This is a genomic window from Dyadobacter sp. NIV53 (assembly GCF_019711195.1).
Taxonomy (GTDB): Bacteria; Bacteroidota; Bacteroidia; order Cytophagales; family Spirosomataceae; genus Dyadobacter.
Genome location: NZ_CP081299.1, coordinates 3,721,156 through 3,737,917, shown reverse-complemented (window position 1 = coordinate 3,737,917; position 16,762 = coordinate 3,721,156). Strand labels below are relative to the sequence as shown.

14 protein-coding genes are annotated in these 16,762 nt (G+C 39.3%); 6 read left to right on the top strand and 8 right to left on the bottom strand.

The window, feature by feature from the left end; genetic code table 11:
* Positions 1-13: 13 nt before the first annotated feature.
* A complete protein-coding gene (gene rnc / locus KZC02_RS15185; protein WP_221394857.1) occupies positions 14-760 on the top strand; it encodes a ribonuclease III in 747 nt (248 codons plus the stop codon).
* A gap of 2 nt (positions 761-762) precedes the next feature.
* Here the strand turns inward: rnc and KZC02_RS15180 are convergent, their stop codons facing one another.
* Together KZC02_RS15180 and KZC02_RS15175 are read right to left on the bottom strand one after the other, a co-directional pair.
* Positions 763-1,461 carry a LytTR family DNA-binding domain-containing protein gene (locus KZC02_RS15180; protein ID WP_221394856.1) on the bottom strand — a complete coding sequence of 233 codons (699 nt, stop codon included), beginning with the start codon at positions 1,459-1,461 and terminating at the stop codon, positions 763-765.
* Positions 1,462-1,522: 61 nt separating this feature from the next.
* Positions 1,523-3,055 (bottom strand): sensor histidine kinase, encoded by a 1,533-nt coding sequence (locus KZC02_RS15175; RefSeq protein ID WP_221394855.1) that lies wholly within the window; start codon positions 3,053-3,055, stop codon positions 1,523-1,525.
* Positions 3,056-3,339: 284 nt separating this feature from the next.
* On the opposite strand from KZC02_RS15175, the gene KZC02_RS15170 reads away from it, so the two are divergent.
* Positions 3,340-3,768, top strand: coding sequence for an Hsp20/alpha crystallin family protein (locus KZC02_RS15170; RefSeq protein WP_221394854.1), 429 nt, complete (start codon positions 3,340-3,342; stop codon positions 3,766-3,768).
* A 210-nt stretch (positions 3,769-3,978) separates the two neighbouring features.
* Positions 3,979-5,520 (top strand): Do family serine endopeptidase, encoded by a 1,542-nt coding sequence (locus KZC02_RS15165; RefSeq protein WP_221394853.1) that lies wholly within the window; start codon positions 3,979-3,981, stop codon positions 5,518-5,520.
* Between the two features lie 76 nt (positions 5,521-5,596).
* Here KZC02_RS15165 and KZC02_RS15160 read toward each other — a convergent pair whose 3' ends face one another.
* Together KZC02_RS15160 and KZC02_RS15155 are read right to left on the bottom strand one after the other, a co-directional pair.
* Positions 5,597-6,298, bottom strand: a complete 702-nt coding sequence (locus KZC02_RS15160; RefSeq protein WP_221394852.1) for a pseudouridine synthase — start codon at positions 6,296-6,298, stop codon at positions 5,597-5,599.
* A 143-nt stretch (positions 6,299-6,441) separates the two neighbouring features.
* Positions 6,442-7,320, bottom strand: coding sequence for a hypothetical protein (locus KZC02_RS15155; protein WP_221394851.1), 879 nt, complete (start codon positions 7,318-7,320; stop codon positions 6,442-6,444).
* 313 nt (positions 7,321-7,633) lie between these two features.
* Between KZC02_RS15155 and KZC02_RS15150 the strand changes: the two genes are divergently transcribed.
* The 3 genes from KZC02_RS15150 (at position 7,634) to KZC02_RS15140 (ending at position 12,591) form a co-directional block, all read left to right on the top strand.
* Positions 7,634-9,583 carry an acetoacetate--CoA ligase gene (locus KZC02_RS15150; RefSeq protein ID WP_221394850.1) on the top strand — a complete coding sequence of 650 codons (1,950 nt, stop codon included), beginning with the start codon at positions 7,634-7,636 and terminating at the stop codon, positions 9,581-9,583.
* Between the two features lie 407 nt (positions 9,584-9,990).
* Positions 9,991-11,697, top strand: a complete 1,707-nt coding sequence (locus KZC02_RS15145; protein ID WP_221394849.1) for a S41 family peptidase — start codon at positions 9,991-9,993, stop codon at positions 11,695-11,697.
* Positions 11,698-11,838: 141 nt separating this feature from the next.
* The gene (locus KZC02_RS15140; RefSeq protein WP_221394848.1) at positions 11,839-12,591 is read left to right on the top strand and encodes an SDR family NAD(P)-dependent oxidoreductase; all 753 of its coding nucleotides are present in this window, start codon (positions 11,839-11,841) and stop codon (positions 12,589-12,591) included.
* A gap of 27 nt (positions 12,592-12,618) precedes the next feature.
* Here KZC02_RS15140 and KZC02_RS15135 read toward each other — a convergent pair whose 3' ends face one another.
* The 4 genes from KZC02_RS15135 to KZC02_RS15120 form a co-directional block, all read right to left on the bottom strand.
* Entirely contained in the window at positions 12,619-13,035 is a 417-nt protein-coding gene (locus KZC02_RS15135; protein WP_221394847.1) for a PIN domain-containing protein, read from the bottom strand.
* On the bottom strand, positions 13,025-13,273 hold the full coding sequence (locus tag KZC02_RS15130) for a DUF6364 family protein (protein ID WP_221394846.1): 249 nt from the start codon (positions 13,271-13,273) through the stop codon (positions 13,025-13,027). The genes KZC02_RS15135 and KZC02_RS15130 overlap by 11 nt, the downstream gene beginning before the upstream one ends.
* A 58-nt stretch (positions 13,274-13,331) precedes the next feature.
* On the bottom strand, positions 13,332-13,940 hold the full coding sequence (locus KZC02_RS15125; RefSeq protein WP_229254359.1) for a peptidoglycan DD-metalloendopeptidase family protein: 609 nt from the start codon (positions 13,938-13,940) through the stop codon (positions 13,332-13,334).
* An 84-nt stretch (positions 13,941-14,024) separates the two neighbouring features.
* On the bottom strand, positions 14,025-16,601 hold the full coding sequence (locus tag KZC02_RS15120) for a zinc-dependent metalloprotease (RefSeq protein ID WP_221394844.1): 2,577 nt from the start codon (positions 16,599-16,601) through the stop codon (positions 14,025-14,027).
* Positions 16,602-16,762 lie beyond the last annotated feature (161 nt).

Here is a 16,762-nt window from a genome sequence, read left to right as displayed (position 1 = left end):
TAAATATTTAACCTTGGCAAAGCGAATTCTTATACCGATACTCTCTCTTTTCAGATCCGGAAGTGCTGAGGATAAAAAATTTAAGGAATCGATAGCGCATGTGATTGGCGACCGTCCTTCAAACCTTGGTGTATACCAGTTAGCATTTCGTCATACTTCTGCCTCCCGGGAAACCGCCATCAAAGGATTTCGTGAGTCAAACGAAAGACTGGAATATTTGGGAGATGCGGTATTGGGAATGGTAGTGGCTGAATTTCTTTTTACAAAATATCCTTACAAAGACGAAGGTTTTTTGACAGAGATCCGGTCGCGAATAGTAAACCGTGAATCGCTTAACCAGATTTCACGCAAGCTCGGGCTGGATAATCTGATTGAATATGATGGCAACCGGCGTGGTATGTCACCCCGTTCATCTATGTATGGGGATGCGCTGGAAGCATTTGTAGGAGCTATTTATCTCGACAAAGGTTTCCGTTTTACGCGTACTTTTATAATCAGCAAACTTATTACGCATTACGACCTGGATAGTATTATCCAGAACAATGCAAACTTCAAAAGCCTTATTATCGAATGGGCACAAAGAGAGGGTAAAGAAATCCGCTTCGAAATTCTTGAAGAACGTGGAACCCGCCATCACAGAGAATTTATTTCCCAGATTTTAGTTAACGATGAGCCTTTTGCAACCGGAAATGGTTTTACCAAGAAAAAAGCTGAGCAATCTGCTTCCGAGCAGGCTTGTTTATTGCTGGAATTGAAATAAGTCTATTTCCTTTCTTTAATCCTCTCGCGGATCTCATTTACTTTTTCTTCATAGGATGCTCCAACCGGCAAGCTTACACCTGCTACCAGCAATTCTTGTTTTGAGATCCTTTCGATTTTATTTATGGCGATTATAAATGACCGGTGAATACGTACGAATTGGTGCTCCGGTAAGATCATCGCAACATGCACAAGTGATTGGCGGCTTAATATTTTTTTATTTTTTAGAATAAAAGAAACATAATTTCCTTCTGCTTCTACATAAAAGATTTCTTCTAAAAATACTTTTTCTTCTTCGTATCCTGTTTTAACAAAAATAAAATTCTGACGTTCTCCATTGCGAAGTGTATGAATCTCCAATGCTTTATTGCAGGATTTTGTAAAGCGGGCCAATGAAAAAGGTTTGAGCAGATAATCAAGCGCATCAAGCTCAAATCCCTGAACCGCATATTCCGAATAAGCGGTTGTGAAAATAACCATGGGCACTTTTTGCAAACAATTAATAAAATCGATTCCGGAAATATCCGGCATTTTGATATCCAAAAATATCAGGTCAATTTTTTGTTTCTGAAGATAAGGAATTGCTTCGAATGCATTGGTGAAACAACTTTTCAAATCTAAAAATGGAACTTTTGCAGCATGCAGTTTTACAACTTCTAAGGCTTTCGGTTCATCGTCGATGGCAATTGCGCTGATATTCATAATTAGAGAGGTTAAGGCTTCAAATTGATCTGTATCTCTATCAGCAAATGGCTAAAGCTTTCTAATAATTCAAAGTTAGCGAAGCAAAGTAATCCTGAGCAGACCTTTGAATATGTAAATTGTACCTGCCAGGATAAATGAGCTTTAACCGTCTCTCCACATTTTCTAATCCTATTCCGCTGTGGCTTTCCTCCGGATCATTTCCAGACTGAATATGGAGCGAATTATGTACTTTAAAGTATATATGATCTGCATCGAGAGTCAATGTAATGTAGATCCAGGAAGGATGTAACAAGCTGATTCCATGTTTAAAAGCATTTTCTATAAACGGATTTAATAACATTGGTGCGATACAAATTTCCTTCGCTGGTTCCTGAATATTTACCCTGATCTCAATATTCTGTGTTTCATCCAGCCTCATTCTTTGCAGGTCGATGTAATTGTGTAAATATGCGATTTCACTGGTCAGTGGAATTCGTTCGTGATTGTTTTCATGCAGCATGAAGCGCATCATATCTCCCAATTTTTGAATTCCATCAGCCGTTTTTTCACTGTTTTCCTTTAATGCAGTGGCATACAAGCTGTTTAATGCATTGAATAAAAAGTGCGGATTAATTTGGGAACGAAGATTGGAAAGTTCTGCTGATTTATTTGAGATGGTGGTTTGCAAAACATTTTTTTCCTTTTGGCCAATGTAAGATATCAGTATTGGAGCCAGGACAAACAAAATAAAAGTGGCTGGATAAAAAACTTTTGGTTCTACGGACTGGCCAAAGTTCGAGAATTGTCCCCAAACGAGAACGGAACCAACCAAACATAACATTAGATATATGGCCAGATTGGCAAGGTATAATTCGGAAGTTTTAGAAGTATGCAGTCTGTGCGTGACTTTTGATGAGAAATATTTTTGCAATTCAACGATGACTATTGCTCCTAAAATAAAACTTAAAAATTGTTGCAACCCGAAGGACTTGAATAAAATGGCTAATGCAGAATTAAAAATAATCAGCAGGTCTGCCATCAATATAAATAACAAAATGATGTAATAGATTGGTTTTGAAAAGTTATCTATTTCATAGATTTTGTAAAATAGCTGAGCCAGCATTTCATAAATACAAATCAGTGTAAATGTCGACATAGCTGCTGTCACGACCGAAAGGATTCTGTATTCAGAATACACTTTGAAGCCTATAATTTCACCAGTTTCAGTCCTTCTGTGATCAAAATATTCGGGATAATATTTCAGCACATAAGAACTGAGCACTATCAGCACGGCAGTCAGGGCCAGGTATCCGAGTGTCATATTATTCCATCCCAGCTTTTGAATTTTAGGAAAGGTGAAATAATGGAACAGGAACCAGGCCAGAAGTGTAAAAACCGCTGAGAACGAAATTGGAATATTGTAGTCAGTAATGTTATTGTAGTCGTACAAATCACTGAGTATTGTTGAGACTTTAACGCCTTGATATCTTGCCATATGAATGTAATTATCAAAATCATAAGCATTTTTCATCAGGCTTATTACTACGTAGGCAACTGTCGAGCATAAGATCAAAATTCCTTCATATCTCCGAACAATTTGTAATTCTTTCATGGCTAATAGATTTTTCATCAAAACTAAATCACAGGATTGTCAGGAAAGAAAAAATGGTTTGAATAGATTTAAAAATGGTTTGAATAGGCAAGAAATTGGATTGCCGCTAACTTTGTAAATACAAAAAAGACATTTTGTCATAATAAATTAATTAAAATGAGACAAATCGGACATTATGTCTGATATTTTTGAGTCTTAGTTAAGAGGTACAAAAGTTGTTAGTTGGTCTATATACCGAAAGGGGTAACTGAATAAAAATCTAAAAACACAAACATACCATAACAATGAGCACATTAGTAAAAACACAATTCGCGCCTAAACACTTCAACGGATTTTTTGGAAAAGATCTATTAAATGAATTATATGCTCCTGCATTTTCAGGAAGCGTTCCGGCAGTGAATGTTGTTGAAAATACAGAAGGTTTTAAAATTGAAGTTGCGGCTCCCGGCTTGCAGAAATCTGATTTTAAATTAAATGTTGAAAAAAATCAATTGACTATTTCAGCACAGAAAGAGCAGAAAGAAGAAGAAAACAACGGAAAATATACACGTCAGGAATTTAAATATTCTTCATTCCAACGTACGTTCACTTTGCCTGTTACTGTTGACAGTGAAAAAATTGCAGCCAATTATGCAGACGGAATTCTAAGTGTTTCTTTGCCAAAACGTGAAGAAGCAAAAGAAAAACCAGCTCGTGAAATTGAAATTGCTTAAAATTTAAATTTTATAAGGGCGTTATTCTTAGGATGACGCCCTTTTTTTATGAACCAGTATTCATAGAAATTGTTTTAATAAGAAGAAGTATTTTAGTAAATTATGATATTCCATATCTTTGTTAAAATATGTTAAATGAGCAGGATACGGGAATAGATTGTCATTTAAATTGCGTTATTCATTCACAAAAATAAAACCCCAACATAGTCTATGAAAACAAATTGGAAAGGTTTAGTGTTGGTTGGGTTGATTTCGAGTGCATCAACTCTTGCCGGCTTTAAGCTATTAAGTACAGATAACGGTACAGATGTAATTTTTAAAGAAGCTCCTTCACAGTCAATAGCACGTTTTACGTCAGCAGGAGCTCCGGCTGGTGCACCAGGTGATTTTGTATATGCGGCGGAAGCTACAACACCTACTGTTGTGCATATTAAATCAACTATGACACAAACACGTGGCAGTGGCAGACAAAATGATATGCAAGACATGTTACGCGACTTTTTTGGCGGAGGCGGCATGGGTGAAGATTTTGGAGGAAGATCACAGCCTGCAGAAGCATCCGGTTCGGGAGTTATTATTTCGGCTGACGGTTATATCGTGACCAATAACCATGTAGTAGAAGGTGCTCAGGAGCTTGAAGTAACTTTGCATAATAAAAGAAAATTAAAGGCAAAGGTGATTGGTACTGATCCGTCTACAGATATAGCGGTAATCAAGATTGAATCGAAAGATCTTCCTGCCATTGCTTTTGGAAGTTCTGATGCTGTTAAAGTTGGGGAATGGGTTGTTGCAGTTGGTAATCCTTTTAACCTTGAATCTACTGTTACCGCCGGTATTATCAGTGCAAAAGGACGTGGACTGGGTATTATCGGACAATCCAGCCGTCGTAATGGTGTAACACCTACTGCTGCAACTGCCGGCGATTCACCTTTGGAATCTTTTATTCAGACAGACGCAGTAGTAAATCCTGGTAATAGTGGTGGTGCACTCGTGAACCTTAAGGGTGAATTGATTGGTATTAACACTGCCATTGCAAGTCCTACCGGTAGTTTTGCAGGATATGCGTTTGCTGTTCCGTCCAGTATCGTTAAAAAAGTATCAAGCGACCTGATCAAATTTGGAAATGTTCAACGCGGATACCTGGGTATTTCTCTGGAAGACCTGGATAGCCGTAAAGCCGAAGAATACGGAGTAAAAGTAAATGATGGTGTTTATGTCAGAGAATTTACTGAAAACAGTGCCGCTAAATCCGGTGGTGTAAATAAAGGCGATGTAATTGTAAAGGTGGATGGTATGAATATTCATTCAATTCCTGAATTACAACAAGCTATCGGCCTGCACAAACCTGGCGATAAGGTGAACGTTACAGTTAATCGTGATGGAAGTGAGAAAGATCTGAGCATTACATTACGAAACCGTACTGGCGGGGCAGATCCAATCAAACGTGATGAAACAGCCATTGTAAAAAGCGCATTGGGTGCTCAGTTTGGTAATCTTTCTGATCAGGAAAAACAACGTCTGGTTCGTTACAAAGTAGATGGCGGGGTGAAAGTGCTGTCTGTTGATGGTGGTAAACTTGCCCGCTCCGGTGTTGAAGAGGGCTTCATTATTACCAAGGTGAATGGCAAAGCAATAAAATCTGTGAAAGAATTTGAAACTGCTATTGCTGGCAAAGAGGATTCAATGGTGCAGTTTGAAGGATTATATGCGGATGCCCCCTATGATGTTTTCTCATTCGGATTCAGGTTGTAAAACCGGAAGTAAGTTATAAAGTAAATGGCCCGTCCGGAATTTCCGGACGGGCCATTTACTTATATTGTGTTTAAAATCAGAGCATATATTTCAGCCTGACTACTTCTTTTTCACTCAGGAATCTCCATTTTCCACGTGGCAGGTCTTTTTTATCCAATCCAGCAAATACCGTGCGATCCAGTTTTTGAACTTCATAACCCAGATGTTCAAACATACGGCGTACGATACGGTTGCGTCCGCTATGTATTTCCAAGCCTACAACCATTGCATCCGGCGTAACAATTCCTACTTCATCGGGATGAATAAAACCGTCTTCCAGTTCAAGTCCATGCTGAAGTTTTTCAAAATCGTCATTCGTAATTGCCCTGTCCAGTTCTGCCTGATATATTTTTTTAATACCTCCAGACGGATGAGTCAGTTTTTCGGCAAGTTCACCATCATTAGTCATGAGTAGTAAACCCGTCGTATTTCTGTCCAGACGGCCAACAGGATAAATGCGCTCGAAACATGCACCTTTAATCAGATCCAAAACAGTTTTGCGCTCTTCCGGATCGTCCGTTGTGGTAATGTAATCTTTTGGTTTGTTGATCAGCACATAAACCAGTTTTTCGGGATTTAATGCTTTTTTACCATACTTTACTACATCAACAGGCAACACTTTATGCCCCATTTCTGTGATAACTTTGCCATTAACCGAAATTTGTCCGGCAGCAATCAGGTCATCAGCTTCACGGCGCGAACATATACCGGCATTAGCAATATACCGGTTCAGCCTCATTTCCTGATTTTCCGGTTTACGCTTTTTAATACCCGCCTTTTTCTCGTAAGCGCCTAATTTATAATGCGGTGCAGTTTCAAATCTACCTACACGACGGTTGGCACCTTCGTCAACGGTTGGCTTATCTTGTGCGTTATCCTCTTCTAACCAATCCGATTCATCTTTTTTTTAAAAGCAGGCTTCTCGCTCCGGCCGCGTTCGCCGTATGGGCGATCGCTTTTTGGCTTAGAATCACGGGAATCTCCGTCACGCCCGAATGAACGTGGTTTATCGAAACCCGGCTTATCAAAACCTGTATTTCTAGGTTTGAACTCACGTTCTTCCCGTGGTTCCGAAGGGCGTGAATTACCATAAGCGGGCTTATCACTGCTCTGTCTTTCAAAACGCGGTTTTTCGTCTCTTATAACTCTGTCTCTTGATTCGCCTCTTGGTTTAAAGCTGCGGCCTTCTCCGCTTCTGTCAGAGGATCTTTCGTAACCTGAACTATTTGATTCTCTTGGTTTAAATCCACGGGAATCTCCGTCACGATCAGATGAACGTGGCTTATTGAAATCAGGTTTGTCAAACCGGGGTCTGTCCTGACCGGGTCTATCCTGACCGGGTCTATCCTGACCGGGTCTGTCTGAATTGCTTTCTCTTGGTTTAAATTCACGGGAATCTCTGTCGCGGTCTGAAAATCTTGGTTTTCCGATACCTGGCTTATCAAAACGTGGTTTGTCAAAACGGGGCCTGTCAGAACCGGATTTTTCAAATCCTTCTCTTGCAGGTCTGTCACCAGGGACGTATGCGCGAGCTGATTTGCTATCTTTATCAAATGCACGCGGTTTGTAAGAACCTTGTTTATCTGATGACCCGGAACCAGCACTGGCTGTTCTCAAACTGGATTTTTTGATACTTGGTTTGCTAAAACGACTTTCTGCCTCCGGGCGTGTTTTAGCTGATGGGCGGCGAAATGACTTCTGTCCGTCGCCAGATGGACGCGAAGAGCTCGAATCCTTGGAGTTGTTAATTCTTTTTCTCATTAGGAATGCAGTATCACTACTGGATTTTTATTTCCTCTTTACAAATTTAGAGCGTAATTGATTAGTGTTGTAATGACCGTTGCCATTAAAGTACCACGCTGTGGCTGCCACTAAAACGCATTGACGAACGTATCTGATGATCAGAGTACTAAGTATATATGTTTTAAAGTGCAAAGATACGTAATTTTCTTTCAGTAAATATTTCTGGTCACTTTTATGTCAAAAGCATTATTGGATCGTTTATAAATTCTGTTAACTAAAGCCGGTTTTACAGCTTTAATCTGAGAAAGAACCTTCAACTATTTGAAATAATATGTCAACGGAAATACAAAAGTTGCCACTTTGGAAACCTGGACGAAATTTAATGGAGCAGTCCAATCTTAAAAAGTACATGGATTGGCTCTTTGTCAAAAAGGGGCTTTATTTTAGATCATATAAAGACTTGTGGGAATGGTCGGTGACGGATCTGGAAGATTTTTGGGAAAGTCTCTGGAATTATTTTCATATAAAATCACACGACCTTTATCTGGAAGTTATTCAAAAGCCAAAAACCGGGATTATTGGTACCAAATGGTTCACACGGTCTAAGCTGAATTACACCGAACATATTTTCAGGAATAAAACAAAAGACCGGCCTGCCATCATTTTTCAGTCGGAACAAAGCGGCCTGACCGAAATTTCGTGGGAAACGCTGGAAATACAGGTTTCCGCTGTGGCTGCTTGGCTAAGGCAGCGGGACGTAAAGCCGGGAGACCGCGTGGCAGCTGTATTGCCTAATATACCTCAGGCTGTGGTGGCTTTTCTGGCGACCAATGCTGTGGGAGCTGTCTGGTCTTCCTGTTCGCCGGATTTTGGTAAGTCAGCCGTTACCGACCGTTTTTTGCAAATAGAGCCAAAAGTGCTTTTTGTAACTGATGGCTATGTTTACAATGGAAAAACACATGACAGTACGACTTTTATCCAGGATCTATCTTCCGCACTTCCATCATTAAAGGATGTGGTATTGATAGATAATATTAATTCAGAGTTTAAACCTGACAAATTCACATCCTGGGAGGATATACTGCATTTGCCAAATCATGGCCTGGACTTTGAATTTGTTCCTTTTGATCATCCGATCTGGATTTTATATTCTTCAGGAACAACTGCTAAACCAAAAGCAATTACACACAGTGTTGGCGGATGCCTGATCGAACACATGAAAGCATTGGTACTGCATCAGAATGTAAAACCCGGTGACCGCTATTTCTGGTATTCCACAACAGGCTGGATGATGTGGAATTACGCCCTGGGCTCTATGCTTTGCGGTGCCACACTGGTAATTTATGACGGCGCTCCGGTATTTCCTTCTTCGCAGGTATTATGGTCTTTGGCCGAAAAAGCAAAAATAACACATTTTGGAAGCGGTGCAGCCTTCTTTATTGCGTCTATGAAAGCTGGTGTAAGTATTACAACGGAACGGCTGAATCATCTGGAAACGATAGGTTCTACCGGTTCTCCATTGCCGGCAGAAGTTTTTGAATGGATTTACAGGCATGTAAAAAAAGATGTCTGGCTCATTTCCCTAAGCGGCGGTACAGATATCTGCAGCGCATTTGTTGGCGGCTGTCCGATTTTGCCTGTTTATGCAGGAGAAATACAATGCAGGATGCTGGGTGCAAAAGTAGAAGCATTTGATGAAAATGGTAAACCTGTTCTGGACGAATTAGGTGAAATGGTAATTACGCAGCCAATGCCATCTATGCCAGTTTACTTTTGGGGAGATACAGACAATGAAAGGTACAACAGCAGTTATTTTGAAATGTATCCGGATATCTGGCGTCATGGCGACTGGATTAAAATAACACCAAGGCAATCGGTCATTATTTCCGGACGATCCGATGCCACCTTAAACCGCGACGGGATCCGGATTGGTACTGCCGAAATATATAGTGCAGTGGAAAGGATTCAGGATGTAAAAGACAGTCTGGCTGTTTACCTTGAAAAAGAAAATGGCAGCGGAACTATTTCATTATTTGTAGTACTGGCGAAGGACAAATTGCTGACGGAAGAATTAAAAAACCAGATAAAAGATTCACTCAGGACACAATACAGCCCAAGGCACGTACCTGATACGATTGAGCAGGTGAATGACATTCCGTACACCATCAGCGGGAAGAAAATGGAAGCCCCTGTAAAAAAAATATTAATGGGACAGGATCCTGCCAAAATCATTAATCCAGATACAATGAGAAATCCGGAATCTTTGAGAGCATTTGTATGAAGCAGATCAATTGATTTTGAATCGTTTTCCGATTGTAAAGGATAACTGGGCAAAAATCGTATCTCCGTATTTATCAGGTTATCTCTTGCTTAAGTACAACTAGAAATTTCAGCATGTTATAACGTGAGTTAATTGAGATTGATATAATTATTTATACTGTTATGTAAATTTTATTTATTGTAATATATGAACAATTGCTACAAATATTCTTTAAATTTGATTTAGCAATATCTTTGAATTTTTCCGTCGTTTCCATCCTTGTAAAAAGCATTGTTAGTATTTAAACTTTAATTTTAGTTTATGTATATTTAAAATCTTGCACAACGATAATGAGCAATAATACGTTAATTGCATATTGCCCGATCTTATTAAAATTTGCTTATCCCTGGCTCCAAAAAGATAGATAGATGAAACAAGAAAAAACCCAGGCTCCGGTTCAGAATTCACGCGCAGTGGTGCGTCTTCCAATTATCGTAGCTATTACACTTGCAGCAGGAATGTTGATTGGAAGTACGTTTTTTAGTGGAGGGAATAAACTTGCTGATGTTGCAAAAGGATCTGCGAAATTCAGGGAAGTGTTGATGTATGTAGAAAATAACTACGTGGATTCTGTCAATACGGACGAGCTCGTGGATTTTTCTATTTCGAAAATGCTTGAAAAACTTGATCCGCATACGGCTTATTTCAACAGTGAAGAAGCCACAGCTGCAAGGTCTCAGCTGGAATCTGGTTTTGATGGCATTGGTGTTGAATTTAACATTTTTAATGATACCGTTTATGTTGTAACGCCGTTAAGCGGAGGGCCTTCGGAAACTGCCGGGATACAAAGCGGTGACCGGATACTGATGGTGGATAAAGAAAAACTGTCGGGGCCGGGAGTAACCAATGCACAGGTTTATAAACTACTTCGCGGTAAAAGAGGAACAAAAGTTGATCTGAGTATTGAAAGGGTTGGATTGAATGAAAAAATGAATTTTGCTGTGATCAGGGACCGTATACCAACTTATTCGGTAGATGCAGCCTACATGGTCGATCAGGAAATTGGATACATTAAAGTGAGCCGTTTTTCGGAAACAACCTTCGATGAGTTTAAATCGGCATTGAAAACGCTGAAAGCAGACGGACTGAAAAAGTTGATTCTGGATCTTCGTGGAAACCCGGGCGGGTATATGGAACGTGCTACAAGCATGGCAGACGAATTTATTTCCGGGGATAAGTTATTAGTTTATACAGAGGGAAAAGACAGCCGGTTTGACAGAAAAACAAGGTCACATGTTGAAGGAAGTTTTGAAAAGGGGCCTTTGATCGTTTTAGTAGATGAAGGAAGTGCATCAGCATCGGAAATTTTAGCAGGCGCGTTGCAGGATCACGACCGGGCATTGGTTGTAGGCCGCAGATCGTATGGAAAAGGACTGGTGCAAATGCCTATTAAACTTTCGGATAATTCGGAATTACGATTAACCATTTCACGTTATTATACGCCAAGTGGCCGTAGCATCCAGAAACCTTACGAATTAGGAAAAGGGGAAGATTATAGCCAGGATTTGTCACACCGTTACGAAAGTGGGGAGCTTTTCAACGTAGACAGTATAAAATTTGATAAAAGCAAGATTTATAAAACAGATGGAGGCCGCATTGTTTATGGTGGTGGCGGTATTACTCCCGACGCCTTTGTTCCCCGCGATACACTTCTGAACAGTAAGTATTTGTTTGAATTGTATGCCAAAAATATTATCCGCGAGTATGCTTTACGTTATGCCAATGACAACGTGAAAAAGCTTGAAAAACAGTCATTCAATGAATATCTTAAATCATTTCAGGTAACAGATGTGATGCTGGCTGAAATGGTAAAAGATGCTTCTAAATCGGGTATCAAACCGAATGCAAAAGAGCTTAATCTTTCAAAGCCAATTATTACAGCTCAGACAAAAGCAATTATTGGCCGTTATGTGTGGGGAAGGAAACAAAAAACAGGTCTTAATAATGAAGTTTTCCAGGTTTTGAACCCAACGGATAATGTATATCAGCATGCAATACAACTCTTTGGACAAGCTTCTCAGCTTGAAGCAGGAGATTTTAGCAGCCTGAATACGATTAAAGGAGGAAAGGAATAGAGCAGTAAAAAGGAAGAGAGGAAGAAGGGAGTAAGGTTCGGAAAATCCGTGGTTTGGCTATGCAGTTACCCGATTATAGGGAAATTGTTTCAGCTGTATCACGGATTTTAACAATTAATCATTCACTATTAATAAAACTAAATGTCCCGTATTGCATTGATCACCGGAGCCACTTCCGGAATTGGTAAAGCCACAGCTGAAGCATTCGCGAGTGCTGGTATCGACCTCATTCTTTGTGGCCGCCGTCAGGAGCGTTTGGATGAAGTTTCTAAAACACTATCTGAAAAAGTAAAAGTTACGACACTTCTTTTTGATGTACGTGACAAAGGTGCTGTTCTTGCCATGATCGGCTCACTTCCTGATGAATGGAAAAGTATTGATATTCTGGTTAATAATGCGGGCAATGCACACGGAATGGGCTCGCTGGATGAAGGTGATATGGACGACTGGGATGCTATGATTGACGGGAATGTAAAAGGATTATTATATGTTTCCAAAGCCATTATTCCATTAATGCTGGAACAGGGAAAGGGGCATATCGTAAATATCAGTTCTATTGCGGGCAAACAAACTTATGCCAATGGCGCCGTTTATTGTGCATCCAAAGCAGCAGTTGAAGTATTAAGCGAGGGTATGCGCCTGGAACTAACCCAGCATGGTATCAAAGTTACTAATGTAGCTCCCGGAGCGGTTGAAACGGAATTCTCACTTGTCAGGTTCAAAGGAGATGAAAGCCGTGCAGAAAAGGTATACGAAGGTTTCGAACCCTTGCAGGCAGAAGACATTGCAGATGCTATTCTTTATGCAGTAAATGCTCCCGGCCGGGTTACCATTGCTGACATTACAATTTTGGCCGGTGCGCAGTCAGCAGCCACTGTCATTCACAGGAAGTGAAAATAAAATACTGTTCTGTTAGGATTTTTAATATAATTCTAAAAATTCCATCATATTATAAACGGGTAAAGAAGCAATAGCTGATTTTTTTAGTCGCTTATCTCTGCTAATAAATAAATCTATTTTATGTTGGATCGCAGTGTAATATTGTAATGCATCCTCAATATCGTCAATTTTAGAATGTAGGGCTATCAAAGTGATTTGATGATTCGAGTCAATAACTGTTATATCTGACAACAAAGTCAATAATAGTTCTTTTGCTTTTAAGTTTCCGTAAGCCTTTGTAATCCAATATCCAACAATGTGGACAATTGATGGAGTTATAAAAGCATGTACTTTTTTATCCAAGATTAATTGAATAATCTTTTCAGAGTCTTTGTAATCATTTCTTTTCAATAAAAAGTCTAATAAAATATTGGCATCAATAAAGACCTTAGAAGCCATATTTCTCAGAATTATCTTCGTAAAAAGATTTTTTTAAGTCCAACTCCTTATTAATCTGATGTGGGGTTTCTAGCTGATTAACGAGGTCAATAATGCTTTTCTTCTTAAAATCCGGTTTTATTAAACTTCTGAAATAATCTTCTACAATTTGAGAAACGCTAATTTCTTTGGAAGCTGCATATTTCTTTACATTGGAAAGTAGTGCACCTTCAATTGTTATATTAAGTCTTGTTTTCATAAAGCTAATATACGCATAAAATTTATTCGTGCGCATTGTAATTAGTCAATAATATTGATTAACTGATTTTTTCAACTCTCAATATCAAATCAGGATCCGGACAAACAGAAAGGTAATATTCCTGATCCTGAATACTGCAAACCCCTGGAAAATCGCCTTTATGTGTGCTGATTTCAGTGATTATCTGAAAATGTAAATGTGGTGGCCAATCTCCGTTTACTGGATAATTTCCAATTGCTGCTATTTTTTCACCTGCTAAAACCGGTTTTTTTTCATACAGTCCATCCAGTGAATCAAGAGATAGATGGCCATATAATGTGTAAAATGGGTGTCCTTCCAATTCGTGTTTCAAAATAATCGTCGGGCCATAATCTCCATACTGATCGTTGAAAGCAAAACTATGCACCTCTCCGTTTAGTGGTGCATAGATGGTTTCCCCTGCATCGGCCCAAATATCAGCTCCTAAATGAATACAGCGCGGATTTTCTTCCTGTTTGGTAAAATGTTCCTTTTGCTTGTAAATGACACGGTTTTCATTATAACCTCCAATACCGGTATAAGTATTATTCCTCAATAATTCTTTAAATACATAATCTGAAAAAACAGAAGTTTCTGATAAATCCCGGTGAAGCAAATCCCTGTTACTTTCAGAAAAATCTAATTTCATGTACGGTTTCGGACTAGAAATAACTTTGGAAAATCCTTTATGATTTTTCAGTACATCGTTAAGGGAAATCATAAGCTGTAAATTCTATTTGGGGTCGAGTGCAAATTTTATTCTTTGCGCAACATCCTGCAAATGATATTTACTTATTTTATCAGTTGTTTTTGGAATAGCAAGCTGTATCATCGTTTTTAAACTTTCCAGATGTGCACGTGAAATAGACGTTAGATCTGTTTTTTCCAATTCAACCACTCTTGTTGAATAACCATAAGTTATGCCAACAGGAACGGAAAGTACGTTGGCTCTGCCAGGTTTTAGTAGTGCAATAAGTTTCTCGGCATACACTTTTTGTAAATTTCTGCGATACATATCAATACTTTGTCCCTTTTTTACTTCCAGCCAAATCCCATTTTCCAGTTCACAGAAAAGATCATCCAGTGTGAAATATTTGACAGATAAGCCGGATTCCATTAATCTAACGGCCCGGTCACCGGCAAACAGGGAAGTAAGCGCATATTCCTGTAACGCCTTGATTGCCTCCACACCCGATTCTGGTTTTATTTTATTCAGGATATTTGAATCCAAAAGCCAGGCCGGTGTTTTAAACAACTGGTTATTCAGAAATCTAACTGCTTCTTTCTGAGTTTCTTTAGGAACGGTAATAAATGTTACACCGTCTGTATCATAAGTAGTTGGCGTGTCATATATTCCTCCTACATTTTTGATCACATGCCCAATATATCGCCGGTATTGCAATATTACATTGTTGTAGAGTTCTTCCAGTTCCTTGTAACTTTCGCCGTCTTCTCTAGTCCATTCCGTCAGGTTAGGCAAAACTCTCTGTAAATTTTTAATGCCATATTCCGATGCTTTCATGGCATTGTCGCCCAAGTCTTCGGTTTGGTAACGCGGGTCATACGGACTGATTTCTGTTCCAAAACGAAGCCGCTGATTTTTATAAGCTTCTTTGGTCATTGTATTCAAAACAGCTTTATCGTCTTCGGCGCCTTTTGAATTTTGAAAATTACTGTAACCCCATTGTATCGCCCATTTATCATAATCACCTATTCTTGGAAAAAGATTTGTGATACTATCCTCTGGCTGTGCTACATAATTGAACCTGGCATAATCCATAATAGAAGAAGTATGGCCATTTTTCTCCACCCATTCCTTGTCGCGGAGCATTTCAACCGGTGTAGCAGAACTGGCACCCATATTATGCCTTAAACCCAGCGTATGGCCAATTTCATGGGATGAAACAAAACGAATCAGCTGGCCCATTAATTCATCATCGAATTTTTTCTTACGTGCATTCGGGTCTACGGCCGCACCCTGAATGATATACCAGTTATGCAGCAGGCGCATTACGTTATGATACCAGCCAATGTGGCTTTCCAGGATTTCCCCACTCCGCGGATCATGTACATTGGGCCCGTATGCGTTTTGGATGTCTGCTGCGAAATAACGGATTACAGAATAACGTGCATCTTCCAGGCTCATAATTGTATCGTTTTCGGGCCAGTATTCACCACGAATCGCATTTTTCCAGCCCGCTTTTTCAAATGCAGCCTGCCAGTCGTCCACGCCTGCTTTCAAACATTTACGCCATTTTTGTGGAGTTGCCGGATCAATGTAATAAACGATCGGTTTTTTAGGTTCAATCAGTTCCCCGTTTTCCTGGCGTTTTGCATCCGCTGCATTTTTAGGTTCCAACCGCCACCGGACCGCGAAAACTTCGTCTTCCGATCGTTGGGATTCCTCACCAAACATAGCATATTGACTGGCAAAATAACCCACCCGACTGTCAAAAAGCCGTTTTCGCATAGGGTATTTTGGTAATAATATGAGAGAAGTATTCATCTCCATGGTTACTACTCCGGCATCGAGCCCGGATGGTAAATAACGGCCCACAGAAGGCATGGGTACAATGCTTAAAACCTGGGGAATTACAGAAAAGGTTTTTACAGTCCGGATTTCAGTATTGATCGGATACGAACTTATTTTTTCAATAAATGAAGCTTCCTTTTTAAATGAAGCCAGTTTCAGAAGTTGCTTGGAAGTACTGCTTAGAGAAAATACCTGATTATCTGCATTGAAAAAATCAGTGACGTCAATAATGGAGCTATTAACAGATGAGTCTTTTTTTATTGCTTTTATTTCGAATACACCAATAATCGGATCAGAACTGGAATTTTTTACTGCCTGAAAAATAGGTTTGGTGCTATCCGGGCTGGCTACAACCACTGTTACTGAACGTAGCAATAAATTATCATCAATCCCTTTTTCCCAACGGATCATTTGCCTGTTCACTTCCTCACCTCCAAAAATCCCACCGCCGGCAGCAGTTTTTGAATATCGGGTAACGGCCATGATATCGTTATTCAGCAGAGAATCAGGAATTTCGAAATACCATTTTTCATCTACTTTATGAACTGATATCATTCCCTTTTGGCTAATAGCCGATTTGTCGATCAGATCTTTGAAAGATTTGGGGCCTTTCTTTTTATCATCTTTTAATTTGTCTTTTACAGCTGTTGCAACTTCATCGACAACCTTATCAATTTTGGCATCTTCCTGTTTTTCCTTTTTCTTTTTTTGTGCCTGTGCCGCAGAAAAACAAACTAAAATTGTTATTAAAAGAAGAAGGTAACGAATTATTTTCATAAAGTATTAGAACTAAATTTACACATTATACAAAAATATAAATTTTGTTCGATAATATGGCAGAGGATATTTATTGGGATAGATAAATATTGTAGTTACTGAAAATTTTAGAATTGCAGTTTTGTGTATAAGAAAAGTTTCCTCCTTATGCAGTCAATTTC